The organism is Paraburkholderia sp. Cpub6, assembly GCF_014201065.1.
GTDB lineage: Bacteria > Pseudomonadota > Gammaproteobacteria > Burkholderiales > Burkholderiaceae > Paraburkholderia > Paraburkholderia tuberum.
Map to the genome: position 1 here is coordinate 168,924 of NZ_JACHDM010000014.1, position 24,957 is coordinate 193,880.

The 24,957-nt window shown below is 63.2% G+C and carries 28 protein-coding genes and 4 pseudogenes; 18 read left to right on the forward strand and 14 right to left on the reverse strand.

What is annotated here, in order from left to right; translation table 11 throughout:
- Positions 1 to 94 precede the first annotated feature (94 nt).
- From HDG33_RS22900 to atpD, 4 genes and pseudogenes are all read right to left on the reverse strand, one after another.
- Positions 95 to 568, reverse strand: coding sequence for an RES family NAD+ phosphorylase (locus tag HDG33_RS22900; RefSeq protein ID WP_184033824.1), 474 nt, complete (start codon positions 566 to 568; stop codon positions 95 to 97).
- Positions 568 to 1,059 carry an antitoxin Xre-like helix-turn-helix domain-containing protein gene (locus HDG33_RS22905; RefSeq protein ID WP_260330568.1) on the reverse strand — a complete coding sequence of 164 codons (492 nt, stop codon included), beginning with the start codon at positions 1,057 to 1,059 and terminating at the stop codon, positions 568 to 570. Before HDG33_RS22905 ends, HDG33_RS22900 begins: the two co-directional genes overlap by 1 nt.
- Positions 1,060 to 1,069: 10 nt before the next feature.
- The gene (locus HDG33_RS22910) at positions 1,070 to 1,693 is read right to left on the reverse strand and encodes a BON domain-containing protein (protein WP_184033734.1); all 624 of its coding nucleotides are present in this window, start codon (positions 1,691 to 1,693) and stop codon (positions 1,070 to 1,072) included.
- Positions 1,694 to 1,842: 149 nt separating this feature from the next.
- A pseudogene (gene atpD, locus HDG33_RS22915) lies at positions 1,843 to 3,172 on the reverse strand (F0F1 ATP synthase subunit beta); the annotation flags it as partial.
- Positions 3,173 to 3,658: 486 nt separating this feature from the next.
- Here atpD and adhP point away from each other — a divergent pair.
- The gene (adhP, locus tag HDG33_RS22920; protein ID WP_184033739.1) at positions 3,659 to 4,684 is read left to right on the forward strand and encodes an alcohol dehydrogenase AdhP; all 1,026 of its coding nucleotides are present in this window, start codon (positions 3,659 to 3,661) and stop codon (positions 4,682 to 4,684) included.
- A gap of 118 nt (positions 4,685 to 4,802) precedes the next feature.
- Here the strand turns inward: adhP and HDG33_RS22925 are convergent, their stop codons facing one another.
- Positions 4,803 to 5,288, reverse strand: coding sequence for a hypothetical protein (locus HDG33_RS22925; protein ID WP_184033742.1), 486 nt, complete (start codon positions 5,286 to 5,288; stop codon positions 4,803 to 4,805).
- 37 nt (positions 5,289 to 5,325) lie between these two features.
- Between HDG33_RS22925 and HDG33_RS38085 the strand changes: the two are divergent.
- Positions 5,326 to 5,370 (forward strand): annotated as a pseudogene (locus tag HDG33_RS38085) (hypothetical protein); the annotation flags it as partial.
- A gap of 9 nt (positions 5,371 to 5,379) precedes the next feature.
- Positions 5,380 to 5,913 (forward strand): universal stress protein, encoded by a 534-nt coding sequence (locus HDG33_RS22930; RefSeq protein WP_311548372.1) that lies wholly within the window; start codon positions 5,380 to 5,382, stop codon positions 5,911 to 5,913.
- A 122-nt stretch (positions 5,914 to 6,035) separates the two neighbouring features.
- On the opposite strand, the gene HDG33_RS22935 is transcribed toward HDG33_RS22930, so the two are convergent.
- Positions 6,036 to 8,327, reverse strand: coding sequence for a heavy metal translocating P-type ATPase (locus HDG33_RS22935; protein ID WP_184033744.1), 2,292 nt, complete (start codon positions 8,325 to 8,327; stop codon positions 6,036 to 6,038).
- Positions 8,328 to 8,504: 177 nt separating this feature from the next.
- Positions 8,505 to 9,518, reverse strand: a complete 1,014-nt coding sequence (locus HDG33_RS22940) for a hypothetical protein (RefSeq protein WP_184033747.1) — start codon at positions 9,516 to 9,518, stop codon at positions 8,505 to 8,507.
- 449 nt (positions 9,519 to 9,967) lie between these two features.
- Here HDG33_RS22940 and HDG33_RS22945 point away from each other — a divergent pair, with 449 nt between their 5' ends.
- Complete coding sequence (locus HDG33_RS22945; protein ID WP_184033749.1) at positions 9,968 to 11,209, forward strand: hypothetical protein; 1,242 nt, start codon at positions 9,968 to 9,970, stop codon at positions 11,207 to 11,209.
- A 473-nt stretch (positions 11,210 to 11,682) separates the two neighbouring features.
- On the opposite strand, the gene HDG33_RS22950 is transcribed toward HDG33_RS22945, so the two are convergent.
- Complete coding sequence (locus HDG33_RS22950; protein WP_184033752.1) at positions 11,683 to 12,054, reverse strand: hypothetical protein; 372 nt, start codon at positions 12,052 to 12,054, stop codon at positions 11,683 to 11,685.
- Between the two features lie 92 nt (positions 12,055 to 12,146).
- Between HDG33_RS22950 and HDG33_RS22955 the strand changes: the two genes are divergently transcribed.
- From HDG33_RS22955 to HDG33_RS22990, 8 genes are all read left to right on the forward strand, one after another.
- Complete coding sequence (locus HDG33_RS22955; RefSeq protein ID WP_184033755.1) at positions 12,147 to 12,356, forward strand: ChaB family protein; 210 nt, start codon at positions 12,147 to 12,149, stop codon at positions 12,354 to 12,356.
- A gap of 171 nt (positions 12,357 to 12,527) precedes the next feature.
- Positions 12,528 to 13,367: a universal stress protein gene (locus tag HDG33_RS22960; RefSeq protein ID WP_184033758.1), complete on the forward strand. Its 840-nt coding sequence runs from the start codon at positions 12,528 to 12,530 to the stop codon at positions 13,365 to 13,367.
- A gap of 76 nt (positions 13,368 to 13,443) precedes the next feature.
- On the forward strand, positions 13,444 to 13,917 hold the full coding sequence (locus tag HDG33_RS22965; protein ID WP_184033761.1) for an acyl carrier protein: 474 nt from the start codon (positions 13,444 to 13,446) through the stop codon (positions 13,915 to 13,917).
- 113 nt (positions 13,918 to 14,030) lie between these two features.
- Positions 14,031 to 14,228, forward strand: a complete 198-nt coding sequence (locus HDG33_RS22970) for a hypothetical protein (RefSeq protein WP_184033764.1) — start codon at positions 14,031 to 14,033, stop codon at positions 14,226 to 14,228.
- A 24-nt stretch (positions 14,229 to 14,252) separates the two neighbouring features.
- Positions 14,253 to 14,843, forward strand: a complete 591-nt coding sequence (locus HDG33_RS22975) for a hypothetical protein (protein WP_184033767.1) — start codon at positions 14,253 to 14,255, stop codon at positions 14,841 to 14,843.
- 33 nt (positions 14,844 to 14,876) lie between these two features.
- Entirely contained in the window at positions 14,877 to 15,596 is a 720-nt protein-coding gene (locus HDG33_RS22980; protein ID WP_184033770.1) for a Bax inhibitor-1/YccA family protein, read from the forward strand.
- Positions 15,597 to 15,917: 321 nt separating this feature from the next.
- Positions 15,918 to 16,409, forward strand: coding sequence for a lecithin retinol acyltransferase family protein (locus HDG33_RS22985; protein WP_184033773.1), 492 nt, complete (start codon positions 15,918 to 15,920; stop codon positions 16,407 to 16,409).
- A gap of 376 nt (positions 16,410 to 16,785) precedes the next feature.
- A complete protein-coding gene (locus HDG33_RS22990; RefSeq protein ID WP_184033776.1) occupies positions 16,786 to 17,574 on the forward strand; it encodes a hypothetical protein in 789 nt (262 codons plus the stop codon).
- A 157-nt stretch (positions 17,575 to 17,731) separates the two neighbouring features.
- On the opposite strand, the pseudogene HDG33_RS22995 reads toward HDG33_RS22990, so the two are convergent.
- The 6 genes and pseudogenes from HDG33_RS22995 to HDG33_RS23020 form a co-directional block, all read right to left on the reverse strand.
- A pseudogene (locus HDG33_RS22995) lies at positions 17,732 to 18,064 on the reverse strand (biotin/lipoyl-binding protein); the annotation flags it as partial.
- Between the two features lie 7 nt (positions 18,065 to 18,071).
- Positions 18,072 to 18,263, reverse strand: coding sequence for a DUF2964 family protein (locus HDG33_RS23000; RefSeq protein WP_184033779.1), 192 nt, complete (start codon positions 18,261 to 18,263; stop codon positions 18,072 to 18,074).
- 116 nt (positions 18,264 to 18,379) lie between these two features.
- Complete coding sequence (locus HDG33_RS23005; protein ID WP_184033782.1) at positions 18,380 to 18,694, reverse strand: hypothetical protein; 315 nt, start codon at positions 18,692 to 18,694, stop codon at positions 18,380 to 18,382.
- Positions 18,695 to 18,872: 178 nt separating this feature from the next.
- Positions 18,873 to 19,112 (reverse strand): hypothetical protein, encoded by a 240-nt coding sequence (locus HDG33_RS23010; RefSeq protein WP_184033785.1) that lies wholly within the window; start codon positions 19,110 to 19,112, stop codon positions 18,873 to 18,875.
- 216 nt (positions 19,113 to 19,328) lie between these two features.
- Complete coding sequence (locus HDG33_RS23015) at positions 19,329 to 19,781, reverse strand: hypothetical protein (RefSeq protein ID WP_184033788.1); 453 nt, start codon at positions 19,779 to 19,781, stop codon at positions 19,329 to 19,331.
- Complete coding sequence (locus tag HDG33_RS23020) at positions 19,778 to 20,659, reverse strand: F0F1 ATP synthase subunit gamma (protein ID WP_184033791.1); 882 nt, start codon at positions 20,657 to 20,659, stop codon at positions 19,778 to 19,780. The genes HDG33_RS23015 and HDG33_RS23020 overlap by 4 nt, the downstream gene beginning before the upstream one ends.
- A 275-nt stretch (positions 20,660 to 20,934) precedes the next feature.
- On the opposite strand from HDG33_RS23020, the gene HDG33_RS23025 reads away from it, so the two are divergent.
- From HDG33_RS23025 to HDG33_RS23050, 6 genes and pseudogenes are all read left to right on the forward strand, one after another.
- Positions 20,935 to 21,546, forward strand: coding sequence for a LemA family protein (locus HDG33_RS23025; RefSeq protein WP_184033794.1), 612 nt, complete (start codon positions 20,935 to 20,937; stop codon positions 21,544 to 21,546).
- Between the two features lie 102 nt (positions 21,547 to 21,648).
- Positions 21,649 to 22,430: pseudogene (locus tag HDG33_RS23030) on the forward strand (universal stress protein); the annotation flags it as partial.
- Between the two features lie 68 nt (positions 22,431 to 22,498).
- Positions 22,499 to 22,900, forward strand: coding sequence for a universal stress protein (locus HDG33_RS23035; protein WP_184033797.1), 402 nt, complete (start codon positions 22,499 to 22,501; stop codon positions 22,898 to 22,900).
- Between the two features lie 93 nt (positions 22,901 to 22,993).
- The gene (locus tag HDG33_RS23040; protein WP_184033800.1) at positions 22,994 to 23,287 is read left to right on the forward strand and encodes a hypothetical protein; all 294 of its coding nucleotides are present in this window, start codon (positions 22,994 to 22,996) and stop codon (positions 23,285 to 23,287) included.
- On the forward strand, positions 23,284 to 23,931 hold the full coding sequence (locus HDG33_RS23045) for a response regulator transcription factor (protein ID WP_184033803.1): 648 nt from the start codon (positions 23,284 to 23,286) through the stop codon (positions 23,929 to 23,931). The genes HDG33_RS23040 and HDG33_RS23045 overlap by 4 nt, the downstream gene beginning before the upstream one ends.
- A 427-nt stretch (positions 23,932 to 24,358) precedes the next feature.
- The coding region (locus tag HDG33_RS23050) for a filamentous hemagglutinin N-terminal domain-containing protein (protein ID WP_184033806.1) at positions 24,359 to 24,957 on the forward strand (599 nt) is incomplete at its 3' end.

The window sequence follows — 24,957 nt, forward strand, 5'->3', positions numbered from 1 at the left end:
AAGATGCCAAATGTAACTGCGATCATTTCTTTTATGTCAAGTTTTTGGGCTTGGATGTCCTTGGGCTCGTTGGTCCACACTCACTCGCCGCTCGCTAGTCCGGCGCCGCAGCGCGCCGCAGCAACCGTGGATCGGTCAGCCACTCATCACGCGCCCCGATTTCGACATGGACAAAATCGGGATGATCGGGATTGAGCAGATAGTTGGTTTCAGCAGGAACGACTGCACTGGGAACGGCCAGCACGGCACCGGTGCGCGTCTGCGACCACGTGGCCCCGACCTGCTGCAGTTCACCGCGCGTGGAGATGTCCCGCCAGTCGGCAGGCAAACTGGCGGGATCGATACGTTCCACGATTCTTTCGGGGAATCTGGCTGGAATCATCACATAGTGCGCACGCAACGGTGAATCCTGAACCAGCATCTCCAGGAGCGCCAGCGATTGCGTTTGCGCTGTGTACACCATCGCGACGCCTTTGGGATTCCACCGGCCACCGTACAGTCGCGCGCCTTCTCCGGAAAAAGCGGTATCCGCATACCGCTCGGTGACCACCCGCCATACCGTGAGCATCACGCAAACACGCCATGCTCGATGCGCCCGAGCGTGTCCATCACACTATCGGCGCCAATGTCGGTATCCACAAGGCTGAGCGGTGTCGCACCCTCCAGCGCGGCGATCGGAGTCTTGAGCCAGGCGAGCGCCGGGTCGAGATCCTCAAAAACCTCCGCAGCACGCGCCACCACCCGCGCAAGCCGCAGCAGCTTTGCTGACTCCTCACGACTTAACACACCTTCCCGCTTTCGACGCGCCAGCGTTCGCTCAGGAATGTCGAGCGCCTGCGCCAATTCCGCCTGCGATAAGCCGATGGACCTGAGCATGGCGTCGAGTGCCTGCGCTGAAATCCCATGGCGGACCACGTCCACCCACTCAAGACCCGATCGGGGCGCGCGCGGGAATACAGTGCGACCTCCGAGCAGTGAGTCGGCGGACACCCTTCCGGTAAGATTCACGATTTTCACCTCCTGCCATTTGGCATCCATTTTATACCAAAATGGCAGCATCTGGACGGCGTCAACCAGGAAGTCCGGTCGTTCTGCGCTGGCTTTGATGCGCTACCGCCCGTCCGCGAATATCCTGCGAGCGGACCGTATCGGCACCTCCGTGAGAGCCAGAAATGGACTTAGATCGCTTCGCGCGAGAAGCGCGCGCTCTACGTCGACGGCCAGGTTTCCCGCTCGCCGCCCGGGAGAGCGTTCTGTCGCGAAGGCCCTGCCAGTCTGAACAGGGGCGCGAGGCCGGCCTTGTCCGTGAATATTTCTCGGCAGTGCGGCTGCGATAACCGTCCCGCACCTCGCCGCTCAACGTCATCCAGCCCCTTTCCACCTTGATTTTGACCGCGCTTTTCTCGAGGCCCGCGATCCAGTCGAGCACAGCGCTCGCGCTCAGCGCGAGGTTCTCGTCACTACTGGGGTCGGCTTCGTGCAGTACGACGTCTATATGCACGATCACGGCGACGACACCGGCGATCCCGAGCACGGATTTTTCGGCGGCGACTTTCTGCACGTAGGTGGGCACCTGGCTACTCAGTGTAACGATGCCGTCGGCGACTGCGACGCCGATCCGGTTTGCATCGATCGCCGGATTCTTCGCCAACTGGTCCTCGGCTTCCTCACGCAATTGACTGTCCGCTTTCATGGCCGGTGCCCTCCACAAATCGCATCGACGCGAAACCGCCTTGACGCCAAAGAATAATCGGGTTTCTCGCGCAGTCCTCAGCGACGCACGCAAGCACTCGCACCCAGACTAGCGCGCAAGGGAGCAGTGCAATTGATCGAGGTCAATCACTCGCGGCGATCGTCAACGCGCGGCGACGACGCGGCGCGCTCACCGGCGGGCGGATCGGCGAGCGCGACCGTTCTGCCGGGCTGTCCGGAGAACGCTTCGGTGACGGCGAAAGGCTGCGTCAGAAAGCGCTGCAGACGGCGCGCGCGCTGCACGGCGCGCCGGTCGTCGATGCCGAGTTCCTCGATACCGAGCAACGCGATCACGTCCTGCAGCTCACGCTGATGTTCGAGTAGGCGTCGCACCTCGTTGGCGATGGCCGCGTGCTCCGCGCCGACGACGAGCGGATCGAGCAGGATCGACGACGACGCGAGCGGATCGATCGCCGGATACATGCCCTCGGCGGCGAGCGCGCGCGACAGCACGATCATGCTGTCGACGTGCGAGGCGATCGTCGTCACGGCGGGGGCGGTGAAGTCGTCGGCGGGTACGTAGACGGCCTCGATCGCCGTGACCGCCGCGTTGCCCACCGACACGATCCGCTCCTGCAACGCTGCTACCTCGCTCGCGAGCGTCGGCTGATAGCCGACCCGCGACGGCATGCGCCCGAGCAGCCCCGATACTTCCGCCCCCGCCTGCACGAAGCGAAACACGTTGTCCATCAGCAGCAGCACGTTCTGGCCGCGCTCGTCGCGAAAGTACTCGGCGATCGTCAGCGCGGTGAGCGGCACCCGCCAGCACGGTGAGCGGCACCCGCCAGCGCGCGCCAGGCGGTTCGTTCATCTGTCCGTAGACGAGCACGGCGCGCGGCAACACGCCCGAGCCGCGCATGTCCGACAGCATTTCGTGCCCCTCGCGGGAACGCTCGCCGACGCCGGCGAACACCGACATGCCGCCGTAGCGCGCGGCCATCGCGTGAATCAGCTCCATCACGAGCACTGTCTTGCCGACGCCCGCGCCGCCGAACATCGCCGCCCTGCCGCCATGCGCGAGCGGCGTCAGCAGGTCGACGATCTTGATGCCGGTCTCGAACAGCCGCGTGGCGCCGCGCTGCGCCGCGAGCGGCGGCGCGGCGCGATGGATCGGCCTGCGTTCCACGGTCTCGGGCGCGGGCGCGCCGCCGTCGCGCATCACACCGGCGACGTCGAGCAGTCTGCCGAGCACCGCGTCGCCGACCGGCACCTCGATGGGGCCCGCGCCGACCCGCACGGCGGCGCCGCGCGCGAGGCCCGCGGTGGCCTGCAACGCCAGCGCGCGCTCGCTGGTGTGCGCCTGCGCTTCCGCGAGGATCGCGGTCCCGTCCGGCCGCGTGATCCACAGCGCGGTGTCGACTGGCGGCAGTTCGTGCGTGTCGAACTCGACATCGACGACCGCGCCGCGCACGGTGCTCACGCGCCCGCTTGCGCCGACCGTAGTCGTAGGCGGCGCGGTGTTTTGAGAGGCTTTGCTCGCGGCTTTCGGCACGTCGCGCTCTCCACGATCAGGTCAGCAATGCATTCACGATAGCGATGTGCCCCGCATCAAAACTGATCCCGATCAAAGCTTGTGGCATTGCCTGCGCGTGAACCTCGCGGAGATCCGCACCGATCGCTTCAATTCTGTTTGCGCTGCTTCTGATGTACGCATGTCGGCCCAGTTCGATGCCGGGCGCCGATCAAGAAGTCGACGTAGCGTTCGCCGACGTGCTTGACCTCTGCAACGAACGTCTTGATCTGACAGCGCAAGCATCTGGCGGCCGATGCGCCAGCGCTCGCGCAGGTGAACTTCGGTTCGAACCACCCATGCGCATAACTGTCGTCGTTCGCTTCACTTGACCTTCGTCAACATCGAGGTCTCCCGTCGAATGAATACTGGACAGGCCATTTCGAGGAGCGTGATATGACCCGTCACATGAAAGCCGCCGTCGTCCACCAGTTCGGCGCGCCGCTGCGCATCGAAGAAGTGCCTGTCCCGGAGGTGGGACCCGGACAGATTCTCGTCAACATCAAGGCCTCGGGCGTTTGCCACACCGATCTGCACGCAGCCGACGGCGACTGGCCGGTCAAGCCGAGCCTGCCGTTCATCCCCGGGCACGAGGGCGTCGGCTATGTCGCTGCGGTCGGCAGCGGCGTGACTGCGGTCAAGGAAGGCGACCGCGTCGGCGTGCCGTGGCTCTACACCGCATGCGGCCACTGCGAGCACTGCCTTAGCGGCTGGGAAACGCTGTGTCACGAACAACAGAACACCGGCTATTCGGTCAACGGCGGATACGCGGAGTACGTGCTGGCCGATCCGAACTATGTCGGCCACCTCCCCGACAACGTAGCCTTCGATGAAATCGCGCCGATCCTCTGCGCCGGCGTGACGGTCTACAAAGGCATCCGCATGACCGACACGCGTCCGGGTCAGTGGCTCGCGATCTCCGGTATCGGCGGGCTTGGTCACGTCGCGGTGCAATACGCGATTGCAATGGGCCTGCACGTCGTCGCCGTTGATGTCGCCGACGACAAACTGGAACTCGCGCGCAAGCTTGGCGCAAAGCTCGCGATCAACGCGAAAACCGAAGACCCGGCGGCGCTGATCCAGAAAGAAATCGGCGGCGCGCACGGCGTGCTCGTAACAGCCGTCTCGCGCAGCGCGTTCGCGCAGGCGCTCGGCATGCTCCGCCGCGGCGGCACGGTGTCGTTGAACGGGCTGCCGCCCGGCGACTTCCCGTTGCCGATTTTTTCGACCGTGCTCAACGGCATCACCGTGCGCGGCTCGATAGTCGGGACACGGCGCGATCTGCAGGAATCGCTCGACTTCGCGGCCGAGGGCAGCGTGCACGCGCATATCCACCATGATCGGCTGGAGAACATCAATACGGTGTTGGGCGCGCTGCGGGAAGGCAAGGTGGACGGGCGCATCGTGCTGACGCTGGAATAGCGCGTACCGAGGTGAACCGTCGTCCGTTGTCCCGACAACGGACGAGAGCCCACGCGGGCGGATCCACCACAAGGTATAGCGCTGGAATTCGCCGGCGCTACACCAGCTATTCCAGCTATTACCTGGGCGAGGTTGGAGGAGCCATCCAGTACTGCTGTTGCCACATCATGTTGTTCATCATTTCCTCTTGCATCAGGAGGTACTGGTCGGTCATATACTGCCGCTGCCGCAGTTGCTCCGGCGTAAGACGGGAGTAATACCCTCCCATGTGGCCCCAACCGCCCCCCATCATTCCCGGTCCCGTCATACCGCGATGCATTCCACCATACCCCATCATCCCAGGTCCCCACACGCCTCGCATCGTGGCCATTGCACTCTGCATCGTGGCCCAGTGTTTTTGCAGAAGGTTCTGGCGTGCCTGCGGATCCTGCGTCTGACGAATCTCGTTCATCTGCGACTGCATCGTCCTCATCAGTTCATTGAACTCCGCCAGACTCTTGTCGAACGCTGCGGTATCGGGGCTTTGAGGCGTGGCCGCGCCTTGTGGCGTGGCTGAGTCAGTGGATGCGGCTAGCAGCGTTGGCGAAATCAGCGCGCTGCACATTGCTATTGATGCGGCCGACTCATGGAGAGCAGACCTGATGGTGGTAGGCGCGCGTCAACACCACGGGTTGCAGCGGTGGGTCGAGGGCACGGTGTCCGAACCACTGTCGACACGTCTGCGATGCCCGATTCTGGTCGTCCCTCAGAACTACAGCGCGATGCATGACCACCTGCCCGAGCGCATCCTGTTTGCGGTCGACGGAAGTCTTCAGTCGATGCCCCAGCTCCAGTACGGAATACGGTTCGCTACGTCCGACACCCACCTGCGAGCGGTCTATGTGATCGATCGCGCTGTGCGCGTCTCCGATCTGTTCCCCATCGATTCGTTCGAGGACGCGTTCGTCGACGAAGGCAAGCATGCCCTAGCCGCTGCGGAGCCAGTTCTTGCGCGCGTGTCGGCGCGGATCACGACGGCGCTCGTCAGGACAGCCAGAACCAACGATGACGTCGCTCATGCCATCGTGCGCGAGGCGAACGGCTGGGACGCGCAACTGATCGTCATGGGTACACATGGCAGGCGTGGCATGACACGCTGGATCCTCGGCAGCGTCGCAGGGCGGGTCGTGCAGATTACGCAAACGCCACTCCTGCTCATCCACTCGAGCGACGCCACCTCCAGCTCATGAGCGCAATGCGCACGGAGTGAATGCGCGAATACGGGGGTACACTGTCGCGACCGGGTATCCCCGACTGCATGTGCGAGTCACGTCATGCCGATTCCCGCGCGTCGGAGCTTCGTGTTGAGTCTTCATGCACCGTCCCCAAGCGCGTGGAACAGTTCGTCCTCCTGCGCGCAATGCAGACGTGCGATCGCATCGAGCCCGTACAGCAGACGCTGGAATTCACACAGGCTAGCGGCATTGGGTCCCTCCGGTGGCACGTCGTCCGTCATCTGCCGGAGCAAACGGGCTATCCGATAAATTTCGCGGTGCATGGCGCTCATTGCCGCCATCGGGTCTTCCCCGCCGATCAAACGTGCGAGGCCCGGATAAACCTCCTGGTCGTCGCGCTGTTCATGCGGCAACAGATGACGCCTCAGCAATTCGTTCATGCCGGCAAGCGCACCCGCCACTGAGGTTCCCGGCAAAAGAGGCAGCTCGTCCGCCAGTTCCCTGATTTGCTCCATCACCGGACCGAGCTCGACATGCTCGCTCCTGAGTCGGTCTGCGTCGCTACGGGACAGGGAGCCGGCAGTCGCCGTCGAACGTATCCGCAAGGCACGCAGCGCGTTCGCGATAACGGCCACATCGATGACCTCCTGAATCATTGCACCCAGTACAGGAGGCAGAAACCCGAAGGCGGCGACGGCCATCGCAGCAAACGACAGAGCCACCCCTGCAATCATGCTCTGGAAGGCGATCCGCCTTGTGTGACGTGCTATCCGTAATCCCTCGACGAGCCGATCCAGCCGGTCGACGAGCAACACCACGTCCGCTGCCTCCGACGACGCCGCTGCTCCGCGCGCACCCATCGCTACGCCTACGTCGGCGGCCGCGAGCGCGGGTGCGTCGTTGACGCCGTCGCCGATCATGATGACCGTGCCTTCCCGTTGCGCTGCCCGAATTGCTTCAAGTTTGCCCGAAGGCGTCTGTTCCGACAGCACTTCCGTCAGGCCGAGCGTCGCGCCGATTGTCTCCGCCACGTCGCGTCTATCGCCGGTGAGCATGATGAAGCGTCGGATGCCTTCCTGCCGCAACAGGCGAAGCGCCCGTGGCGTCTCGAGACGGATCTGATCGGCCATCTGGAGAGCGCCAACCATGGTGCCGTCCACGCAGACGAATACTGCGGACGCGCCTCCATACGCCACGCGCTGAAGGAACGCTGCGCTCCAGGGCGCTGGTGATGCCAGTGACAACACATAGGCAAACGTTCCGATTCCCACAGCATGGCCTTCCACTTCGCCGCGCACGCCGGCGCCAGGCTGCTCCACAACCTGGCAAGGCGCCGACAGCACAAGATTTCGCTCGCGTGCGGCCGTCGTCACTGCTTCGGAAATGACATGGGCAGACGCCTGACCGAGACACGCAGCGAAGCGCAAAACGGTCTCGGCTGAAATACCTGGACCGGTCTCGATGGAGACAAGGCGTGCGCGTCCGCTTGTCAGCGTTCCCGTCTTGTCGAAGAACAGTATGCTGGCTTGCGCAAGATTTTCCAGTGCGCCACCGCCCTTGATCAACACGCCACGTCGGGCGCAACGCGACATGCCGCAGACGACTGCCACCGGCACCGCGAGAATCAGCGGGCAAGGCGTTGCAACGACCAGCACCGCGAGCGCCCGCACCACCTCGCCGGTAACGAGCCAGCTCCCTCCGGCTATCATCAGCGCGGCAAGCGCGAAGAGCAGCGCGTAGCGGTCGGCAAGACGCGCCGCGGGACTACGCTCATGCTGCGCGGCCTGCACCATGCGGACGATTCCGGCAAACGTGCTATCTGCAGCGCTCGCCGCGGCGACCACCTCGAATGTGGCACCCACGTTGACTACACCGCTGCTCACCGATTCGCCCGACGATCGCTGTTGAATTGCGGACTCCCCAGTGAGGGTGCATTCATCCAACTGTGCGTGAACCGTCAGCGAGCCATCGACGGGTACGAGCTCGCCGTTGCGAACGAGCAGACGATCGCCGGGACGCACAGTGTCCAGTTCGACCCGGCGCCATTCGCCAGTCTGGAAGCGGTTGGCGTGCCGCGGAGTTCGGTTCAGTAGCGCGGTCATTTCGCGACGCGCCCGTTCCTCGGCGTAGTATTCGAGAGCCCGTCCACTCGCGAGCATCAAGGCAATTACCGCTGCCGTCAGAAATTCGCTGAGGCCCAGCGCGAAACCGATGGAAAGCAGAGCGAGTAGATCGACGCCCGCTTCATGACGCCTCAGCGACTTGACGATGGATACCAATAACCCGAGCAGAACCGGTAAGGCGCCAGCCGCCCATAGGGCACGAGCTATAGCGCTCCTGCCAGCCGCGGCGAAACAAAGTCCTGCCAGCAGGCTTGCGGCCGATACGAGCAGCAGCGCCAAATCGATTGATTGTAGCGAACGTGGCATGACGGGCAGGTGAGCATGAGTCCAGATCCACGAGGGACGAGCCTCTGCGACAAGGTAAACCACGCGATCAGAGTCCCAGTGTATCGGCTCATCAATCGCATTTGCTTGACTAGCGTCAAATCAGTGGCCTTCCGCGGCTACTTCGCGGAGACCACCCGTGGTACCGCTGAGCGCATTTCAGATAGCCCGCGTCGCGGCATCGATGTGGAGTCCCCCACGCAGCAATTCGCAACGCGGGAAACGCGCTAGCACGAATGCCCGGGTTATAGCGGGATTGCCCGGAATACAGGCAAAATGAAACTCGACTAGCCGCCCCGCCATACTGCCTTCGGGCTGCACGACATTCATCATGTCGACGCGGATGCTTCTGCTCTTGACGTAGAGATGTTCGGACGGTTTCGAAAGCACATCACATACACCGTCCAATTCCCGTTCGCCTTGCTTCCCGGGCACCCTGAGCTTGGCAAGTGCTTGCGCATTTTCTTTCATCTCGGCTTGAATACGAGCCAACTCGTCTGTTTCGGTAACGGGTGGCACGCCAAGGACGGCCCGCATACCCGTGCCTTGCCGTTCCAGCAGGGCGACTCGCTTCTCGAGCAGGTCACGCGATTGTTTCACCAGCTTGCGCCGATTGGTAGCAAGACTCGCCACACCCTCCAGCGCCAGTTGGTCGACCATTCGGCGTCCGATCTCTGCGCGTAACGACGCTTCGGAGTCGCTGCAGATTCTGACCCAGTGGTCACCGAAGCACAGTGTGGTTTGGGGAACGTCGTGACGGATAGAACCCCCTTCCTGCGCGACGCCCAACACGTGCCGCTCGGTCATCGCCATCCCGAGAACGGCATAGCCTTCCGTCGCATCGGCCTGTCTTTCAAAATAGTCGCGCATTGCGTCTGAGCGGCTAAACGCTCGCGCAAGATCGTCGGGCGTCGCAAAGAAGGCCCGAATCGCTGGATCGGATGACCATGCGTGGGCATCGGCAGCACACGCCGGCGGCAAAGAAGCGACGAGTTTGTCCGTGTACTCCAGTGATGTCTTCAGCGCGCGGCTGAGCCGCTCTTCGCAGTGAGGCGCATACCTCAAGCCCGGATTCATCGCAAGCACACGAGCAACCGCTTCGTGCGTTCGCCTGCCTTGATCGGAAGGCGCGCGCCCCCGCCGACGCAAAAAATTACTGTCGAATATACGCATCTCCCGACTCCCAACCGAATGTCTCACGACACGACAAGTACTCCAAGCCCCGCGCACCGGCCTTGATCTGAATCAACCTGGGTTTCACCGACTCACATTGATTGCCGCGTTCTCGTTGAATGCGATTTTTCGCAAACAGACCTAATTTGGCGCCCTGGCGACGCCGCATTCGGCGCCACTGGAACTACCCGTGTTCTTTGGTGAAAGCATGAGGCGCCGCGATTGGGCACCGCAATGTCGTCAAGTCTTCCCTGTCCCCACCCTGACGACATGATTTGGATCAATGTCCAGGTCCAGAATGATTTTAGTCTTGAATAACCAGTCAAGGCTTGTGTGCAACAGATTTCTCGCTCATAGGGATGTCATGTCCGGTTAGTAGCCGGTATCGCGCGGCCTTTGCTGGGACCATTTGTTGCCGTTGTCTGTCCGACGAGAGGGGAGGTTAAAAAATGTCTGGTCAATTGGGCATACAACCCGGTACCACGCCCGCTGCTGCACCGTCCGCCGATGAAATCCTCCGGGACAGCGATAACTTTTCTCTTGTACTTGGCGGCCCACTCTTTCAGCTCATGTGCCGCGCGCACATGGCGAACGATACGCTGGCGCTGGTGCGCCAGCGTATCGCTGCGATCGTGCTTCTGACCTGGATCCCGCTCGTTGTTCTCGCTGCCCTGGAGGGACACCTGCTGGACCGCACGATAACGGTGCCCTTCCTGTATGACCTCGAAGCGCATATCAGGCTCCTCGTTGCCGTACCGTTACTGGTCATCGCAGAAATCGTCGTCCATCGGAGGCTTCGTCCTATCGCCCGGGCGTTCATCGACCGCCAGATCATCCCTGAAAAGTCGAAAGAACAGTTCGACAAGGTGATCAGGTCGGCATTCCGCTTGCGCAACTCCGTACTTACCGAGGTCCTGTTGCTTGCGTTCGTCTATGGCGTCGGCGTTCTTGTTATCTGGCGCCACTACACGGCGCTTCAGGTGAGCACCTGGTACGCGAGTGCTACGCCGGATGGCCTGAAGCTTTCCCTTGCAGGCACGTGGTACGGTTATGTCAGTCTTCCGATCTTTCAATTTTTGCTGGTTCGCTGGTATTTCCGGTTGTTCATCTGGACACGGTTTCTTTGGCAGGTCTCGCGCATCGAACTCAATCTCGCGCCCAGTCATCCCGACCGCGTTGGTGGACTCGGCTTCCTCGCCAATACAGTCTATGCATTTACCGTTCTCCTGGTCGCGCACGGTGCAATGCTAGCCGCGCAATTCGCGGATCGAATCCTGTTTACCGGTGCAGCTCTCACCGACTTCAAGGTCGAAGTGGCCACCATGGTGCTGTTTCTTCTCTGTCTGGTATTCGGTCCACTACTTGTCTTTGCCCCCCAGCTCGCGAATGCCAAGCGCAAAGGGCTTGGCGAATACGGCGCCCTGGCGGAGCGCTATGTACGCGAGTTCGACGCCAAGTGGCTCCGAAACGGAGCGCCAACGGACGAAGCGTTGGTGGGTAGCGCCGATATTCAGTCGCTGGCTGACCTCGCGAACAGCTTCGACGTGGTCAGAACAATGCGGCTTGCGCCCATCACGAGAGACTCTGTGATACGGCTCGCGGCAGCTGTACTTGTGCCAATTGTGCCGCTGGCGCTTACGATGATGTCTCTCGAGGAATTGCTGAAAAGACTATTCGGAATACTGTTCTAACTGCGCGTGAACCAGCTTGCGCCGCTCAAGCGCGAGATGCGATGGCCGTGAGGCACGCTGTTGATTTTCGCATTAGGACAATGTCTGTTGATTCGTTGTCGTCGACGCACCTCCGTTTCGCCATGTCTCAGCGATAACGACTATGTGGGCAGTTACGACGAGTGGACATTGCGCGCCGATGGAAAAATAAGCGACGACTATCTTGGCCAGCGGCAGACCTTCGATCAGCCAATCACGGCAAGTCACTTTGTGGCGAAGGTTGTGCGCGGCACCGGGAATACCATTTGGCGAGTCGGACTCATTTGGCCATTCGAAGTACGGGTTACCACTGCGTACGTGGCATAGCGCGGTATAGCGGCAGCGCTGACGGCGGTCTCGCGACCACGACCACGGGAGGCATTCATGTTGACTCAGTCCACTGCACGCGATTTGCCGGACATCTGAACGGCCTTCACCAATGCGCAGACGCAAGCCTACGTCGATTGGCTGGCGTTGGTAGAAGAAGCTTGGGCGCGTTGCGTGCTCACACGCAATCCGCTCGAATTCATATCGACCGCGAGCCTCATGTTGCCCGAGTGCGTGTCCAGCGCGATGCGATACTGCAAAAACGTCTCGGACGTTGTCGAGGCGTGTTGGAATGTCGCCAGTAGAGGCGGCGCAAACCCCGCCACCGCGTTGCCAATTTCAGCGCCCACCGGTCTGGTCGGTCCTGCCGGCGTCGCACCTGCGGCGGCGCATCGTCCAGCAAGCGTTCGAGCACCGCAAGTGCTGCCGCAGGTGCCCATCGGCAAACTGGAAACATCTGGTTCGCCGGCTTTCAGGATGGACGACTCGAAATAACCCACGCCGCGAGGCTACCGCCCTTGCCAGGGACGTGTCGATGCCGTTCGGTCCCGCGCACGTAACGGAGACGTGACCTCTTTGACCGGAGAACGAGATGCCCTATTCCAGCGATGCCGATATGCCCGCGTTGGTTCGGGATCATCTGCCGCAGCACGCGCAGGACATCTACAGGGCGGCATTTAACGCCGCGTACGAGGAATACGCAGCCGATGTGCGTCACGAAGGCATCGCGCACCGTGTGGCATGGGCGACGGTCAAGCGGTGTTACATGAAGGACGGCAACGAGTGGATTGTGCGGCTGTGACCGGCCCAAAAGCGGCGACCCGGCTGCTGGCGAATCGCTTCGCACACATGTTGTAAAGCCCGGCAAGCCCCGAATCCTGTTGACTTATGTCAACGCTATGGCGCCCTGGCTCCCTAGACTGAATTCAGTTACGCGCGAAGATATCTCTTGCGTGCCGACGGAGCCAATGCGATGAACTACCGCGACCTACTGGTGCAACTGGACGACAGCGAAGCAGCGCGGCAGCGCTTCGAAATCGCGTTGCGGATCGCCCGGCAGTTTGGTGCGCACCTGGTGGGGCTCGACATAGCGCCCATTTCAGATGCTCACACTTTCTCCGCGATACCGGGCGCGGCCGGGTTGTACGCGGAAGTGATTCGACAGGGCGAACAGCGGCGCGGCGCCCTCAGGGAGTTGTTCGATGCAAGGTGCCGGCATGCGGAGATCTCCGGTCAATTCCTGTGCCGCGACGCGAGCGACAGGCGAAGCATCGCGCGGCAGGCGCGTGTGGCTGACCTCATCATCGCCGGCCAGACAAACCCGAACGCCCCCGAAACATACATTCACGATCACATTGGCGAACAGCTGATGCTGACAGCGGGACGCCCCGTGCTCTTCCTGCCCTACACCGGCGTTTTCCCGAGCGTCGGAAGCCGGATCCTGATCGCATGGGATGGAGGCCGCGAGGCGACGCGCGCCGTTCACGACGCCCTGCCGTTCATTTCCCGCGCGCAACAGAACATCATCGTGACGGTGCATGGTCCGGCGGACGAGCCGCTTGGCGCGCGCATCCCCTGTGCCGACATTGCATTGACGCTCGCCCGTCACGACGCGGTCGTCGAAGTACTCGAACTCGAGGGCGCCACCGGGGAGCACGTAGGAAGCGTCTTGCAGTCGTGCGCCCAGGGTCGCGGCTGCGACCTCATTGTCATGGGTGGATACGGGCACGCGCGCTGGCATGAAGCCGTGTGGGGCGGCGTTACGCGCACGCTCCTGCAATCGATGGCTGTGCCGGTGCTGATGTCGAACTGAATCTGCGCGCTTTGCGTGAGGAATGTCATGTTCACCCCCTCCGGATTCGATTCGGCGATTTCACGAGGAGACGCTCATGACGCAATTACAGGCTGAACCGCGAACGACTCACGTCACGGGCGCACAGAACCGACTGCTGGACGTGATTCGCTCGCTCAGTCTCGAACTCCACGGCGCGCCGCAAGATCAGGAACCGTCCGCACCCGCCGCAACAGGCACGCCTGTCTTCGTGCCCGTCACACTGGAGACCCAGTTCGAGCGAGATCTCGGCTTCGACAGCCTTGCGCGTGCGGAACTGCTGGCGCGCATCGAGCGGCCGTTCGGCGTCCAGTTGCCGATCGACGCGTTCGCCTTGGCCAGAACACCAGCCGACATCCTCGTCGCGCTCGCCAATGCGCCCGCGCGAGCCGCGAGCAGCGCGACCGCGCGATTGCGCGAGCGGGTGCGCGCCTCCATCCTCGAGCGCGGCGGCGAGCCTGATGCGGCTGGCCACCTGTCCTCATCCGTGAGATCGCGCCTGCCCGCCTCCGCGATCACCGACGAAACGTAGAACGCGATGCGGTCGCGGACCGCGACATGCGTGTCGCCGTTGACGTGCATCAAACGCACCGGCGCGCGAGGGCTTACGCTGAAACCGTACGTGAAGCTCAAACGAGGCTCAGCATGCTCAAACGGATCTTGCTCATCGGATTTCTCGCGCTGCCGGGGTCGTTGGTCGTCGTGTCGCTCGCGTGCGTTCATCCTCGCTTCCGCGCGAGGCTGGCCGAACTCACCTACGCGCCGCAGCTGCTGGCGCATGTGAACAGAAGGAATGCGCCGTTGAGACATATCGGGCGTGGCGGCGTGAACAACCGGATTTGAGTCGAATGGCGCGGAGGACACACGATGAAATGCAGAGGGCAATATGGATTACTTGCTGCCATAGCGGGGCTCGTATTCAGCGCCGCGGCGATGCTCGCGGCAATGGGAGAAGAAGCCACGACGCAGGCGCCCCCTGAGAACCCCTTCTCGGGCACCAGCGTCGCGCATGCGAACGCGGTCGTCTTTGCCATCGATACCGGACGAAACAGCATGACGCTACTGGAAGACAACGGCGAACCCGTGGACGTGGCGGTGGACCGGAGTATTGGCGACGTAGGCAAATTGCGGCTGGGCGACACCGTCGCCGTCACATTCAATCGCGCCCTGCTGCTGCGCGCTGACAAATCGAACTCGAGCGGCATCCGCGAGCGCGTCGACAAAGGATTCACGACCGGCGCGTCCCTCGCCATGCACCGCGTCGAGGCTGTGGTCACGGTCGTGCAGATCGATCGCGGCAAGCGTCAGCTGACGTTGCGCGGCCCGACACGCACGGTGGTGCTGCAGGCGTCGTCCGATCGCCTGCTCGACGGGCTCGAGGCAGGCGACAGCGTGCGAGTCGACTACGTCGAGGCGACCGCGGTTCAGATCACGCGGGACGGCGCGCCGGTGCGCTGAGCCGGTCCCCCGATTCCAGCGAGAGGAGCGATCATGGAACACAGATTCATCGGCAACGACCGCCCCGCGGCGGCGCAGCGCGGACTCGAAAGCAGCGAGCCCGGCCTCTCGCAATATATGCTGCGTGTCTACAATCATATGGCCGCGGCCCTCGTGCTGACGGGCGTCGTTGCCTATGTAGGGGCGGCGAGCGGATTGTATGCGTCGATCGCCGCCACGCCGCTGTTTTGGGTGGTGCTGCTGGCCCCGCTCGCGCTGGTCTTTTTGCTGAGTTTTCGCATCGAGCGCATCGGCCTCGGCGCGGCCCGGATCAGCTTCTGGTCGTACGCCGCACTGGTCGGCCTCTCGCTGTCCGGCATCTTTCTCGTGTACACGGGCGAAAGCATCGCGCGCGTGTTTCTCGTCAGTGCGGCCACCTATGGGGCAACGAGCCTCTATGGATACACGACGCGTGCCGATCTGTCGCGCTTCAGTTCTTTCCTGTTCATGGGGCTCGCCGGCATCGTGATCGCAGGACTCGTCAATCTGTTTCTCGCCTCGACAGCGTTGCAAATTGTCGTTTCCGTAATCGGCGTGTTGGTGTTCACGGGCCTCACCGCCTACGATACGCAGCGCATTCGCGACATCTATATCGCGGGCGAGGATGATGTAGTTGCCGGCAAGAAGGCAATCGTCGGCGCGCTTGCGCTCTATCTCGACTTCCTCAACATCTTCCTGATGCTGCTGCGCCTGCTGGGCGACCGCCGCCGTTAAGCCGACTGCCTCGCGCTCCCCTCCGCATCCCTCCGCATCCCTCCCCACGTTCGCCTCGCGGGGTTGCCCACCGCATTCGAAATGCCGTCGTTATCCCGCTTCGATATCAGCATTTCACCCAGCACGTCTCAGAAATTTCCGACACTCGCGGCCGCGAATCGGACGCAAATGCCAGCGAGGACTGATTGTTGTCGAGCGGCCCACCGCCCATTCTTAAGGCGTGACAGAAGCACGCATGTTCGGGCGCATATCGGGCTAAGCCGCCATCCAGAACGCTATTCCGATGGAGCCCGGCGCCGTGGCAACCCTTGGGAGCGAGTCATGAGCCAACTTCAAGCAGAACGTATGGACAGCGTGTTCATGCACGATTTTCCAGTCGGCGCCCACCTCGCCTCGCGGCGTCCCGGTTATATGCACCACGGCATTTATATCGGCGGCGGCCGCGTGATTCATTACGCTGGTCTTTGCGGCCGATGCTGCGGCGGCCCGGTAGAGGCGATCCCGTTCGAACACTTCTGCGCAGGCTTCAGGATCGAAATCGTCCGGCACCCGCACGCGCCGTACACGGGCCGTGAAGTGGCGCGCCGCGCGGCATCACGACTCGGCGAGCGCAACTACAGGCTGCTCACCAACAACTGCGAGCATTTGTGCCAGTGGTGTGTATGGGGGCATGAAAGAAGCGCGCAGGTCGAAGCCTGCATTCGCAATCCTGCCCGGGCCGTGCGCGTGCTGATCACGCTATTGGCTTGCGAGCTCGTCCATGACTGGATGCCTGCCTGGTCAGGACGCTTGTCCTTCGCATTCCAGCATTGAACAGTCAAGTCGGGCGAGCGCAAGCGGCAACACTGCTCCGCGCGCGTTCCTCCGCCCCGAAGTGCGCGCTCATCCGAAGCACAGAGCGCCTGCGAAATTGACATGCATCAAGTCCGGCCTTTGGTCCGCGCGGAAGATTCCCCCTCCCGGTGTGCAATCAACCCGCTTTGCGTTGCCGCTCCGTCCTCTATGAGACAGGGTTTCGATGAATGCTGGCCGCTCGCCTTCTCGCCGCCCCCCCAAAAGCGAGCGGCGTATACCGCGGCGTACCGCGCCTCTTGCGCGACTTGCCGCGAGTATTCTGCGGGCGAGGCTTGCACCGGGCCCTGGACGGCGTACGCGGGCAGCCTGGATCGTAGGACTTCTCTGTCTGCTCGTGCTTGTGCTCGTGGTCATACGCGCCGTTTCGCCCGAGCAGACCGACGATTTCGCCGGCCGCGACCGACAGGTTGACGCTATCGACGGCAGTCAGCGTGCCGAAGCGGCGCACCAGCCCGCGCGTTTCGATCACGGGATCAGGTTCGGTCGTCATGGGCTGCGGTCCGTCGGGTTCGTGTGCCGCCGCGCGCTATTCGCATGGCGCGATACGCTGCTCGTCCTGGCGGCCTGCATCGCGTGGCCCCGATCCTTCCACGCTTTCGATGTGATGGCCGGCGGCGCCGAAGCCGCGTTCAACGTCCATTGCGACGCCTCGGGTGGCCGGCCCGTCGAATGCCGGCGGCTCTTCGTCCGGAAAGGACAGTGCCACGGCCTCAACGCGACGCGACGGGCGCCGCCGGCCAGCCGGCTTCGCATCGAACCACGCCACGTCGCCGCGCAAGCCGATGACGTAAGCTTGCCAGCCGCGCGGGTTGTCCCTGAACAGATGGTCACGCACGGATGCGGCGAGGGCAGCCCGGTCGAGGGGCGCTTCGAGCAACCATCGCGGCCACAGGCAGAATGCATGAAGCGCGTGGGTCCTGAACTCGTCGACGGACAGATCCGGGCGCAGTTGCTCAAGCAATGGCTCGTCTTCAAGAAGCGGATTTTGCTCGATCAGTTCGCCGATGGTTGCCGTGGCGGGTGCCGTTTCGTCGAGCCGAACGATCAATTGCATCACGCGCCCCAGATGAAGCAACAGGGCGCGCCTTTCGAAAGCGTCTTCCATGATTCGCGAAGCCTTTAATGAACACGGTCGAATTGCGCCCGGTCAGATGCGTCGCCGTACGGGTAGCTGACCGACGTTCCACTTCCAAGCCTACGGAGCCTGGCAGCACGGATGTTGATCGGGGTCAAACGCGTGAGCGGCGCCGACCCATACCGGAAAGCGCGCGAAATTTCGCGTGCGGCCTCGGCTTGCGCGACAAGCTGCGCGACGGTGGTCGCCTGCACCGCGTCGTCGATCGTCAGCAGCGGCTGGCCACGGCTCACCCTGTCGCCGTCATGGACGAGGACTTGCGTGACAGCGCCCGACACGTCGGGATAAATGTTGATGTTCTCGCCGGCGGCCTGCTCGCTCTCGACGATACCGGTTGCGCAAACACCTGCGCATAAGGGTTCGACGCGGGATTGAAAACGGGCGGCCGCGGCGGCTGCTGGATACCGTAGACCCACGCCGCCGCGATGCCCGCCACGAAACCCGCGAACGCGAGTGCGAGGTTGCCTAACGTGATAATCGCCGCGTCACGAATCGCCGTCCGACTGGCTGTTGAGTAGCGCGACGACCGTGGTGATCGATGCCGTCACGATCACGACGCCAAAGCGGAACGCGAAGACATCGTCGAAAATCAGGCCGTGCAACGCCCACGCAAGCGCGCCAAGGGCGAAGAAAACGCAGACGACCGACAGCACGATCCGATACATGTCGCGCGCCATGATGTCCTCCCGACCGGGCTGTACGCATGCGCCTCGCGCCCAGCCTCGCTGCTATCTTCGATCGTTACCCCATTTGCGGCTTGACCTGAATCAAGCGTGTGTCGGGCCGCCGTCGGTCAGTGCGTGCGCGCTCGCGCTGCGATCGTTTCGAGTTCCTGTTCCGCGAGATCGAACGCGCCACGAATCGCCGCCTCGGCGTTGTCGCCTGCGCAATGGGCGATCGGCTTGAATTCGTGCGCGGGCGTGATCAGATCGAGCCGCACGTCGTAAAGCAGGCTGGTGCGGTCCGGGCGTAATGCCTCGATCGCCAGATGGCAGTTCGACAAGAGCGCTTCGAACCGCGCGAGACGCACCAGTTGCGCACCTGCCTCCGCTTCAAGCTGCGCCGCGCCTGGGAAGCCAAGATAGACAATCTGCATGCCGATGCCCATCCTCCGCTCCCCTCTCGTATATCGTCCGGACGCTCTGCGAACCGTCCGTGGTCAGCGCCAGTTACCACGGGCTTATAGTGTTACGACGCAAAACGTGGTCATTGACCTGAGTCAAGCGCGATGAAGAGCGGTGCAAGCGGTCATTGGTCCGCGCGCGTCACCGAATACCTATCGGCGCTTAAAACCGCGCGCTCATCGCAGGTACCTGTTGATCGGGCGGGAACACATCCCACGAACCGGTGCCGTGCCGGAAAAAAACGATCGTCAAGGGTCTTGAAGAAATCGCGCCTTCGAGCCGGACATAACGCGCCCGCGTGATCGCCATGCGGCCGGTGCGCACGACATGCGCGGGTGTCGCGCGGGTTGGCGCAAGCCATTTTTCGACCAGTGCCCGCAGCGGAATGACAGTGTCGTTCATTGCCTACTCCTCAGTCTCGCCGACCTTGACGCCGTGCAATGCGGCGTGCCGTCGAATCTATTATTGGCAACGGACCGCGTTATCTAAATCAGCGACGGCGGAAACGCGGGTAGTCCGTCGAGACCGACCGTAGGAATCGGCTGACCAGCGATGAACGATCGGACGACAGCTTCACCTTGGCGCGGACTGATATGCACTCGTGCACGGCGGCCTGCGTCATCTCGCCGAGCGCATCCATGCGCGAAACTCGCCTTCGACTGCGACGATCGCATCCGCGCAGGTCGAATACAGCAGGCTCGCTTTGCCGTCGGTGTCGTACATACCGCGGCACATCGCTTTCAGCTGGATCAGCGTGTTGCCTTCGTCGGTGTGCTCCTTCAGCGCCGCGAGATACACGAAGCCGAACGAATGCGGTCGCGCGGTTTCGATCTGTGTGTCGTCACTGCGAACGATCCGGCTCGCCGAATGCGTGGCGACGAACGCGCGTGCGCGCGCCCACGCCGCCTCGCAATCGTCCTGGGCTTCGCAACGCACGGCAGCTTGCTGGCGCGCCTCGAACAGCGCGACCTCCTCGCGACGGAAGGCCGCTTCGCGCGCCGCGCTCGCGCAGCCGGCGATCAGCACCGGACCGAGCATCGACACACAGAGCCAGCACGCGGCGCGCTTCATGACTGCCCCTGTGCCGACGGAGTCATCGGCGCGCAGGCGCCCGTCGCGGCCAGTTCGGCGATTTCGGCGGTGATCTCGTCCTGCCGAACGATCCGGTAGTCGCGCGTGAGTTCCTGCAGCCGGTCCTTCACATGACGGCGCGCCGCCAGCATCGCCGCGACGCGCGCGGCGCTTTCCGCCGCGAACGACTGCATCAGGCCTTCGCATAGTTCGAGGTACACGTAGCGCTCGGTGAGGCCCCTCAGCAAGCCGTCGAGCGGCAGGTTCAGAAGCGGTGCCTGCCCGCGCGACGCCACCCTGAAGCGCGTGAAATCGAACGGCACGAGCCGCCGCGTCACGATGCGCTCGTCGAGTCCGGGGCCCGGCGTCGCGTGCACGAGCCACATCTGCGACGACGCGTGATCGCGAAAGCGCGCGAATACCGCGTCCGCGACCCGACCGGCCACGCGCATCACGTCTTCGGCGTGCGCGGCCATTCCTATGGACCAGCCGTAACGCAATGCGCGTTCCTGCGCGAGCATCATGCCGCGCGCGCCGACGATGAAAATCTCGCCCGGCTCGTCCGCCTTCAGTCGTTCGACGCGAGCCAGCAGATGCTCGTTGAAGCCGCCGACGAAACCCTGCTCGGTGCACAGCACGATCAGAATGCGCGCGGTGCCTTCCGGTGGCGCGTATTGCGCCGCATGTGCCGACGATGCGGCAGCCAGCACCATCCCGATCGCCTCGCCGACGGTCGCCGCCGTCGAGCGGATGCCCGCGAGCCGCGCCTGCGCCTCGCGCTCGCGCGCGGCGGCGATGCCGCGCATCGCGCCGATCACCGTGTCGAGCTGTCTCGCCGAGGCAATGCTGCTCTCGATCTCACTGAGTTTGCTGCTCATCGCGGCTCCAATCTGTTTGCGTCGCGTCCGCCCACGGCGCTCGCGTCGCGCACTCCACGATCGGTTCTGGAATCCCCACGATAGCGGTACGCCGCGGATGAAATCTGATCCTGATCAAACCTCGCAAGCGACACCGGCCGGGGACACGCGCCGAGACCCGCATCGCGATGCCGAACCGCGCTTTATTGATGACGATCAAGCCGAACCTGCGCGGGGCGCTTACGCTGGCGATGCACACGGCCACGGCCACGTAATCACCCCGCAGCGAGGACGACATGAGAGCGGCTCTGATCGTTTCGATTCTGTTTGCGCTGCTTTGCATGTCCGGATGCGGGACCGATCCGGCGCCGGCTGCCGATCACGAACTCGCCGCGGCGTTCGCCGACGTGCTGGACCTGTACGACGCACGCCTCGACCTGACAGCGCAGGCGCTCACGCTCGCGCGCGGGTATCTGCCGCCCGATGCGCCGGTGCTCGCGAAAGTGGCAAGGTCACGCGCGGCCGTCGCGGATCTGCATGCATCGCCCGCGCTGCTCGATTCGCCGGCTTCTTTTGAACACTTCGATGTCGCGCAACGCGATCTGACCGACGCGATTTCGCAACTGCTGATCGCCTGCGAGGGTGTCCACCGTCTGAGCGCGAGCCCGCCGTTTCATGCGCTGCAGTCGCGGCTCGCCTCGTCGGCCGGCCGGATCGCCTTCGCGCGCGAGCGCTACGACGAAGCGGCACGGAGCTACAACGCGGCGCGTCACGGCTTGCCTTTGCACCTTGCGGATGTCATGCATCCGCAGCGCGACAAGCCGACTTTCACGGTGCCGGACCCAACGCCTGTCCACCGTCATCCACGCACCGACTTCGGCGCGTTGCGCGGTTCGCTGCGGGTTTAGCGCGCTTGATCTGCGTCAACAGCCGCGCTTACCCGGCGCCTGGACTCGATCTCAGCACGGGCTGCCGCCCGTCTCTCCATGTTCTGCCACGGAGCACCGGCGATGAGCTACAAAAGCATTCTCGTTCACCTCGATACGAGCGCGCGTGCGCATCTGCGCCTCGAGATCGCGTCACACCTCGCGCACCGTTTTCACGCGCGGCTGACCGGCCTGTTCTCGAGCTACGTGCCGCCGCGCCACGCGTTCCTCGTGAGGGCCGGCACGGCCGACTATTATGCGGAGAGCGCGCTAGCGCGCTTGAGCGGCTGTTTCATGCGGAACTCGCGCGCGCGAAAATCGACGTTCAGTGGATCGCCACGGACGGCTACGCGAACGACGTCGTGCCGCCGTATGCCCGCCTCACCGATCTGATCGTGCTCGGACAGACGGACCCGGTCGATCCCGCGGCTTTTGTCGCCGAACAGTTCGTCGAGCACATCGTGCTGTCGGCAGACACCTTCGGGCCGCCGGGCCGGCACGTGCTGATCGCGTGGGACGGCAGCCGGGAAGCCACCCGCGCGGTCCACGATGCGCTGCCGTTCCTCGCGTATGCCGCGAAAGTGTCCCTGCTGACAGTCGATTCCCCCACCGATCAACCGCCGCGCGACCGGATTCCGGGCGCGGACATCGCGCTCAGAGTAGCGCGTCATGGCGTGAAGATCGACGTGCGCGAGCTGAGCGTCGAATCCGACACACCGGTGGGAGACGCGCTGCTGTCGCAGGCGGACGAGCTTGGCTGCGACATGATCGTGATGGGCACGCACGGGCGCCGCGGCTTCCGGCGGCTGGTGCTCGGCAGCGTCGCCGGGCGCGTGCTGCGCAGTGCCAGTTGTCCGGTCCTGCTGATTCCGGCCAGCGCGAACGGCGCGACCGCCGACCAGACTGCCCCGGCCCTTGCCGAAAAGGAGCTGACATGAGTTACAGGACTCTGCTCGTTCACATCGACGATAGCCGACGCTGCGACACCCGCGTCGCGATCGCGCTCGATCTGGCGCAACGTTGCGATGCGCACCTGATCGGCCTGTACGTGATGAGCCAGGATCTCGCGAGACCGCTGTTCGGCACCGACGACGAGTTCGTTGCCCAGCTCGCCACGCAGGCAGAGGTGCGGCTGCAAAGGGCTCGGGATGCGTTTTTCGCCGCAGCCGAACGCGCCGGCACGGGCGCGACGCTGCTGAACCGGGTATCGGATCTGCACGCCGATCTGCTCGTGCTGGGCGTATACGCGCATTCGCGCGCGTGCGAGCGCGTGTTGGGCGGCGTGACCCGGACAATGCTCGAATCGATGACGGTGCCCGTCCTGATGGGACATTGAGCGGCCGCCGAGCGTTGAACCCGCCAAAACGTCGAAAGCGCGCAAAATGAGAACACGGCCGCACCGACTTCACACGCGCGGTCGCCATCAGCGTTGTATTCGACGCTGAATAACGTCGCCCGCCGCGCGGAAGCGAGCAGGGTCGAACTCACGCTGCACACAAGCGACACGCACTGTCTGCCGCGGATAGTCGATAATGGATACGGAGTCAGCCGCGAGGCAGTAGAAGGCACCGGTCCCCACACGCCGTTTGGCCTGATCGGCGTGCGCGAGCGCGCGCACATGCCTGGCGGCTCGATTCGGAGCGATACAGCACAAAGCGCGGGCTTCGCGATTTCGATGACATTTCCCTTGCAATCGATGCAACAGGAAGATATCGACCCATGATCCAGGTGTTGCTGGCTGACGACCACACGCTCGTGCGCGACGGGTTGCGTCATATCCTGCAGCAAGCGAGCGGCTTCGAGGTGGCCGGCGAAGCGTACGACAGCGCGACGACGATCGCGCTGATCCGCGCGGCGCACGCGCACGTGCTCGTGCTCGATCTGTCGATGCCGGGACGCAATGGCATCGATCTGATCAAACAGATCAAGGACGAAAAACCCGACCTGCGAATTCTCGTGCTAACCATGCACGCCGAGCAGCAATACGCGGTGCGCGCATTCAAGGCGGGGGCGTCCGGCTACCTGACCAAGGAAAGCGCGAGCGCGGAGTTGGTCGGCGCGGTGACGAAGGTCGCCTCCGGCGGCGTCTATGTCAGCCTCGCGATGGCCGAGCGTTTCGCACAGGCTCTGAACGAGCCTGTCGATGCGTTGCCGCACCAGCGGCTGTCCGATCGCGAATTCGAGGTATTCCGGCGCATCGTCGCGGGCCAGAGTATCACCGAGATCGCCAACGAACTATCCGTCAGCGTGAAGACGATCAGCACGCACAAGACGCGCATCCTCGACAAAATGCAGATGCCGAACGAGAACGGGCTCGTTCGCTATGCGATCCGCCACAAACTCTTCGACGACGAAACCGACCTGTAGCGCTTTCCCGCCCCTTCCTCGCGCTTGTCTCCCGCCTCCAAGAATCTTCCTACGATGAATGCCGTAACTCCTGGCCCCGCTTAAAGCGCCGCTGAGACAGTTTTGAGATGCCGTCGCCAATACTGGTCGACATGGGCCTGTGTGTTTTCGACACGACATCGGAATTCGAACTCGCCTGTCGCACCATCGCAACCGTTGCGAATGCTCGTCGTGCGCATCCTGCGCGTATACCCGGCCGCATGCTGCCAATTTTGCAATGCTCGATACCGTGCAGCAAAGCCAGACAAGCCGGGACATCATGACATTTACTGGCATAGAGCGGTCACGATAACTACAATCCTGATGATGGATACGCCACGGTCGCACGCGACTCCGGTCGGATTGTGGGGATGTTGGCGTCCATTCCGCTCTACGCGGAAGGGGATGTATGGCACTTTCGTCCCTACCTCGTCCGGTGACGAGCCAGCAGTCGCCCAGACGCATCCGGCTCCTCATCGGCATCTCGCTCGCTGGATTGTCTTTTGCGCACACGGCGTTCGCTGGCGGCGTCCTTCCGCAAGGCGGTCACTACATTGCCGGCGCGGGAACCATAGCAGGCCAGGGCGCCGCGCTCGTCGTCACGCAGCCGGGCTCAACTCGCGGCGTGATCGACTGGAACAGCTTTTCGATCGGCAAGGGCAACACTGTCACTTTCGACAACGGTTCTGGCGCAACGCTCAATCGCGTGACGGCCGGCGCGCCTTCGGCGATTCTCGGCAGCCTGAATGCGACGGGCAGCGTGTATTTGATCAATCCGCAAGGCATCCTCGTGGGGTCGTCGGGCGTTGTCAGCACGGGCGGACGTTTCGTCGCGTCCACCCTGGATATCTGCAACGACGCCTTCATCAACGGCGGTGATGCACTGACGCTGTCGGGCAAGTCGGACGCGAGGGTGATCAACCTCGGCAGGATCAGCTCCAGCGGCGGCGATGTGTTCCTGATCGCGCGTCAGGCAGTCATCAATGCGGGCACGGTAAAGGCGCCCAG

What these genes read in the sequence shown, in the direction of transcription:
- HDG33_RS22985 (WP_184033773.1), top strand. Translation starts at nt 15,918, where the DNA reads ATGAGCCAACTTCAAGCAGAACGTATGGACAGCGTGTTCATGCACGAT.
- HDG33_RS22960 (WP_184033758.1), top strand. Translation starts at nt 12,528, where the DNA reads ATGAACTACCGCGACCTACTGGTGCAACTGGACGACAGCGAAGCAGCG.
- HDG33_RS22970 (WP_184033764.1), top strand. Translation starts at nt 14,031, where the DNA reads ATGCTCAAACGGATCTTGCTCATCGGATTTCTCGCGCTGCCGGGGTCG.
- HDG33_RS23000 (WP_184033779.1), bottom strand. Translation starts at nt 18,263, where the DNA reads ATGGCGCGCGACATGTATCGGATCGTGCTGTCGGTCGTCTGCGTTTTC.
- HDG33_RS23045 (WP_184033803.1), top strand. Translation starts at nt 23,284, where the DNA reads ATGATCCAGGTGTTGCTGGCTGACGACCACACGCTCGTGCGCGACGGG.
- HDG33_RS22975 (WP_184033767.1), top strand. Translation starts at nt 14,253, where the DNA reads ATGAAATGCAGAGGGCAATATGGATTACTTGCTGCCATAGCGGGGCTC.
- HDG33_RS22905 (WP_260330568.1), bottom strand. Translation starts at nt 1,059, where the DNA reads ATGCTGCCATTTTGGTATAAAATGGATGCCAAATGGCAGGAGGTGAAA.
- HDG33_RS22900 (WP_184033824.1), bottom strand. Translation starts at nt 568, where the DNA reads ATGCTCACGGTATGGCGGGTGGTCACCGAGCGGTATGCGGATACCGCT.
- HDG33_RS23010 (WP_184033785.1), bottom strand. Translation starts at nt 19,112, where the DNA reads ATGAACGACACTGTCATTCCGCTGCGGGCACTGGTCGAAAAATGGCTT.
- HDG33_RS22935 (WP_184033744.1), bottom strand. Translation starts at nt 8,327, where the DNA reads ATGCCACGTTCGCTACAATCAATCGATTTGGCGCTGCTGCTCGTATCG.
- adhP (WP_184033739.1), top strand. Translation starts at nt 3,659, where the DNA reads ATGACCCGTCACATGAAAGCCGCCGTCGTCCACCAGTTCGGCGCGCCG.
- HDG33_RS22945 (WP_184033749.1), top strand. Translation starts at nt 9,968, where the DNA reads ATGTCTGGTCAATTGGGCATACAACCCGGTACCACGCCCGCTGCTGCA.
- HDG33_RS23025 (WP_184033794.1), top strand. Translation starts at nt 20,935, where the DNA reads ATGAGAGCGGCTCTGATCGTTTCGATTCTGTTTGCGCTGCTTTGCATG.
- HDG33_RS22980 (WP_184033770.1), top strand. Translation starts at nt 14,877, where the DNA reads ATGGAACACAGATTCATCGGCAACGACCGCCCCGCGGCGGCGCAGCGC.
- HDG33_RS22965 (WP_184033761.1), top strand. Translation starts at nt 13,444, where the DNA reads ATGACGCAATTACAGGCTGAACCGCGAACGACTCACGTCACGGGCGCA.
- HDG33_RS23005 (WP_184033782.1), bottom strand. Translation starts at nt 18,694, where the DNA reads ATGGGCATCGGCATGCAGATTGTCTATCTTGGCTTCCCAGGCGCGGCG.
- HDG33_RS23035 (WP_184033797.1), top strand. Translation starts at nt 22,499, where the DNA reads ATGAGTTACAGGACTCTGCTCGTTCACATCGACGATAGCCGACGCTGC.
- HDG33_RS22955 (WP_184033755.1), top strand. Translation starts at nt 12,147, where the DNA reads ATGCCCTATTCCAGCGATGCCGATATGCCCGCGTTGGTTCGGGATCAT.
- HDG33_RS23015 (WP_184033788.1), bottom strand. Translation starts at nt 19,781, where the DNA reads ATGAAGCGCGCCGCGTGCTGGCTCTGTGTGTCGATGCTCGGTCCGGTG.
- HDG33_RS23020 (WP_184033791.1), bottom strand. Translation starts at nt 20,659, where the DNA reads ATGAGCAGCAAACTCAGTGAGATCGAGAGCAGCATTGCCTCGGCGAGA.
- HDG33_RS22940 (WP_184033747.1), bottom strand. Translation starts at nt 9,518, where the DNA reads ATGCGTATATTCGACAGTAATTTTTTGCGTCGGCGGGGGCGCGCGCCT.
- HDG33_RS22925 (WP_184033742.1), bottom strand. Translation starts at nt 5,288, where the DNA reads ATGTGCAGCGCGCTGATTTCGCCAACGCTGCTAGCCGCATCCACTGAC.
- HDG33_RS22910 (WP_184033734.1), bottom strand. Translation starts at nt 1,693, where the DNA reads ATGAAAGCGGACAGTCAATTGCGTGAGGAAGCCGAGGACCAGTTGGCG.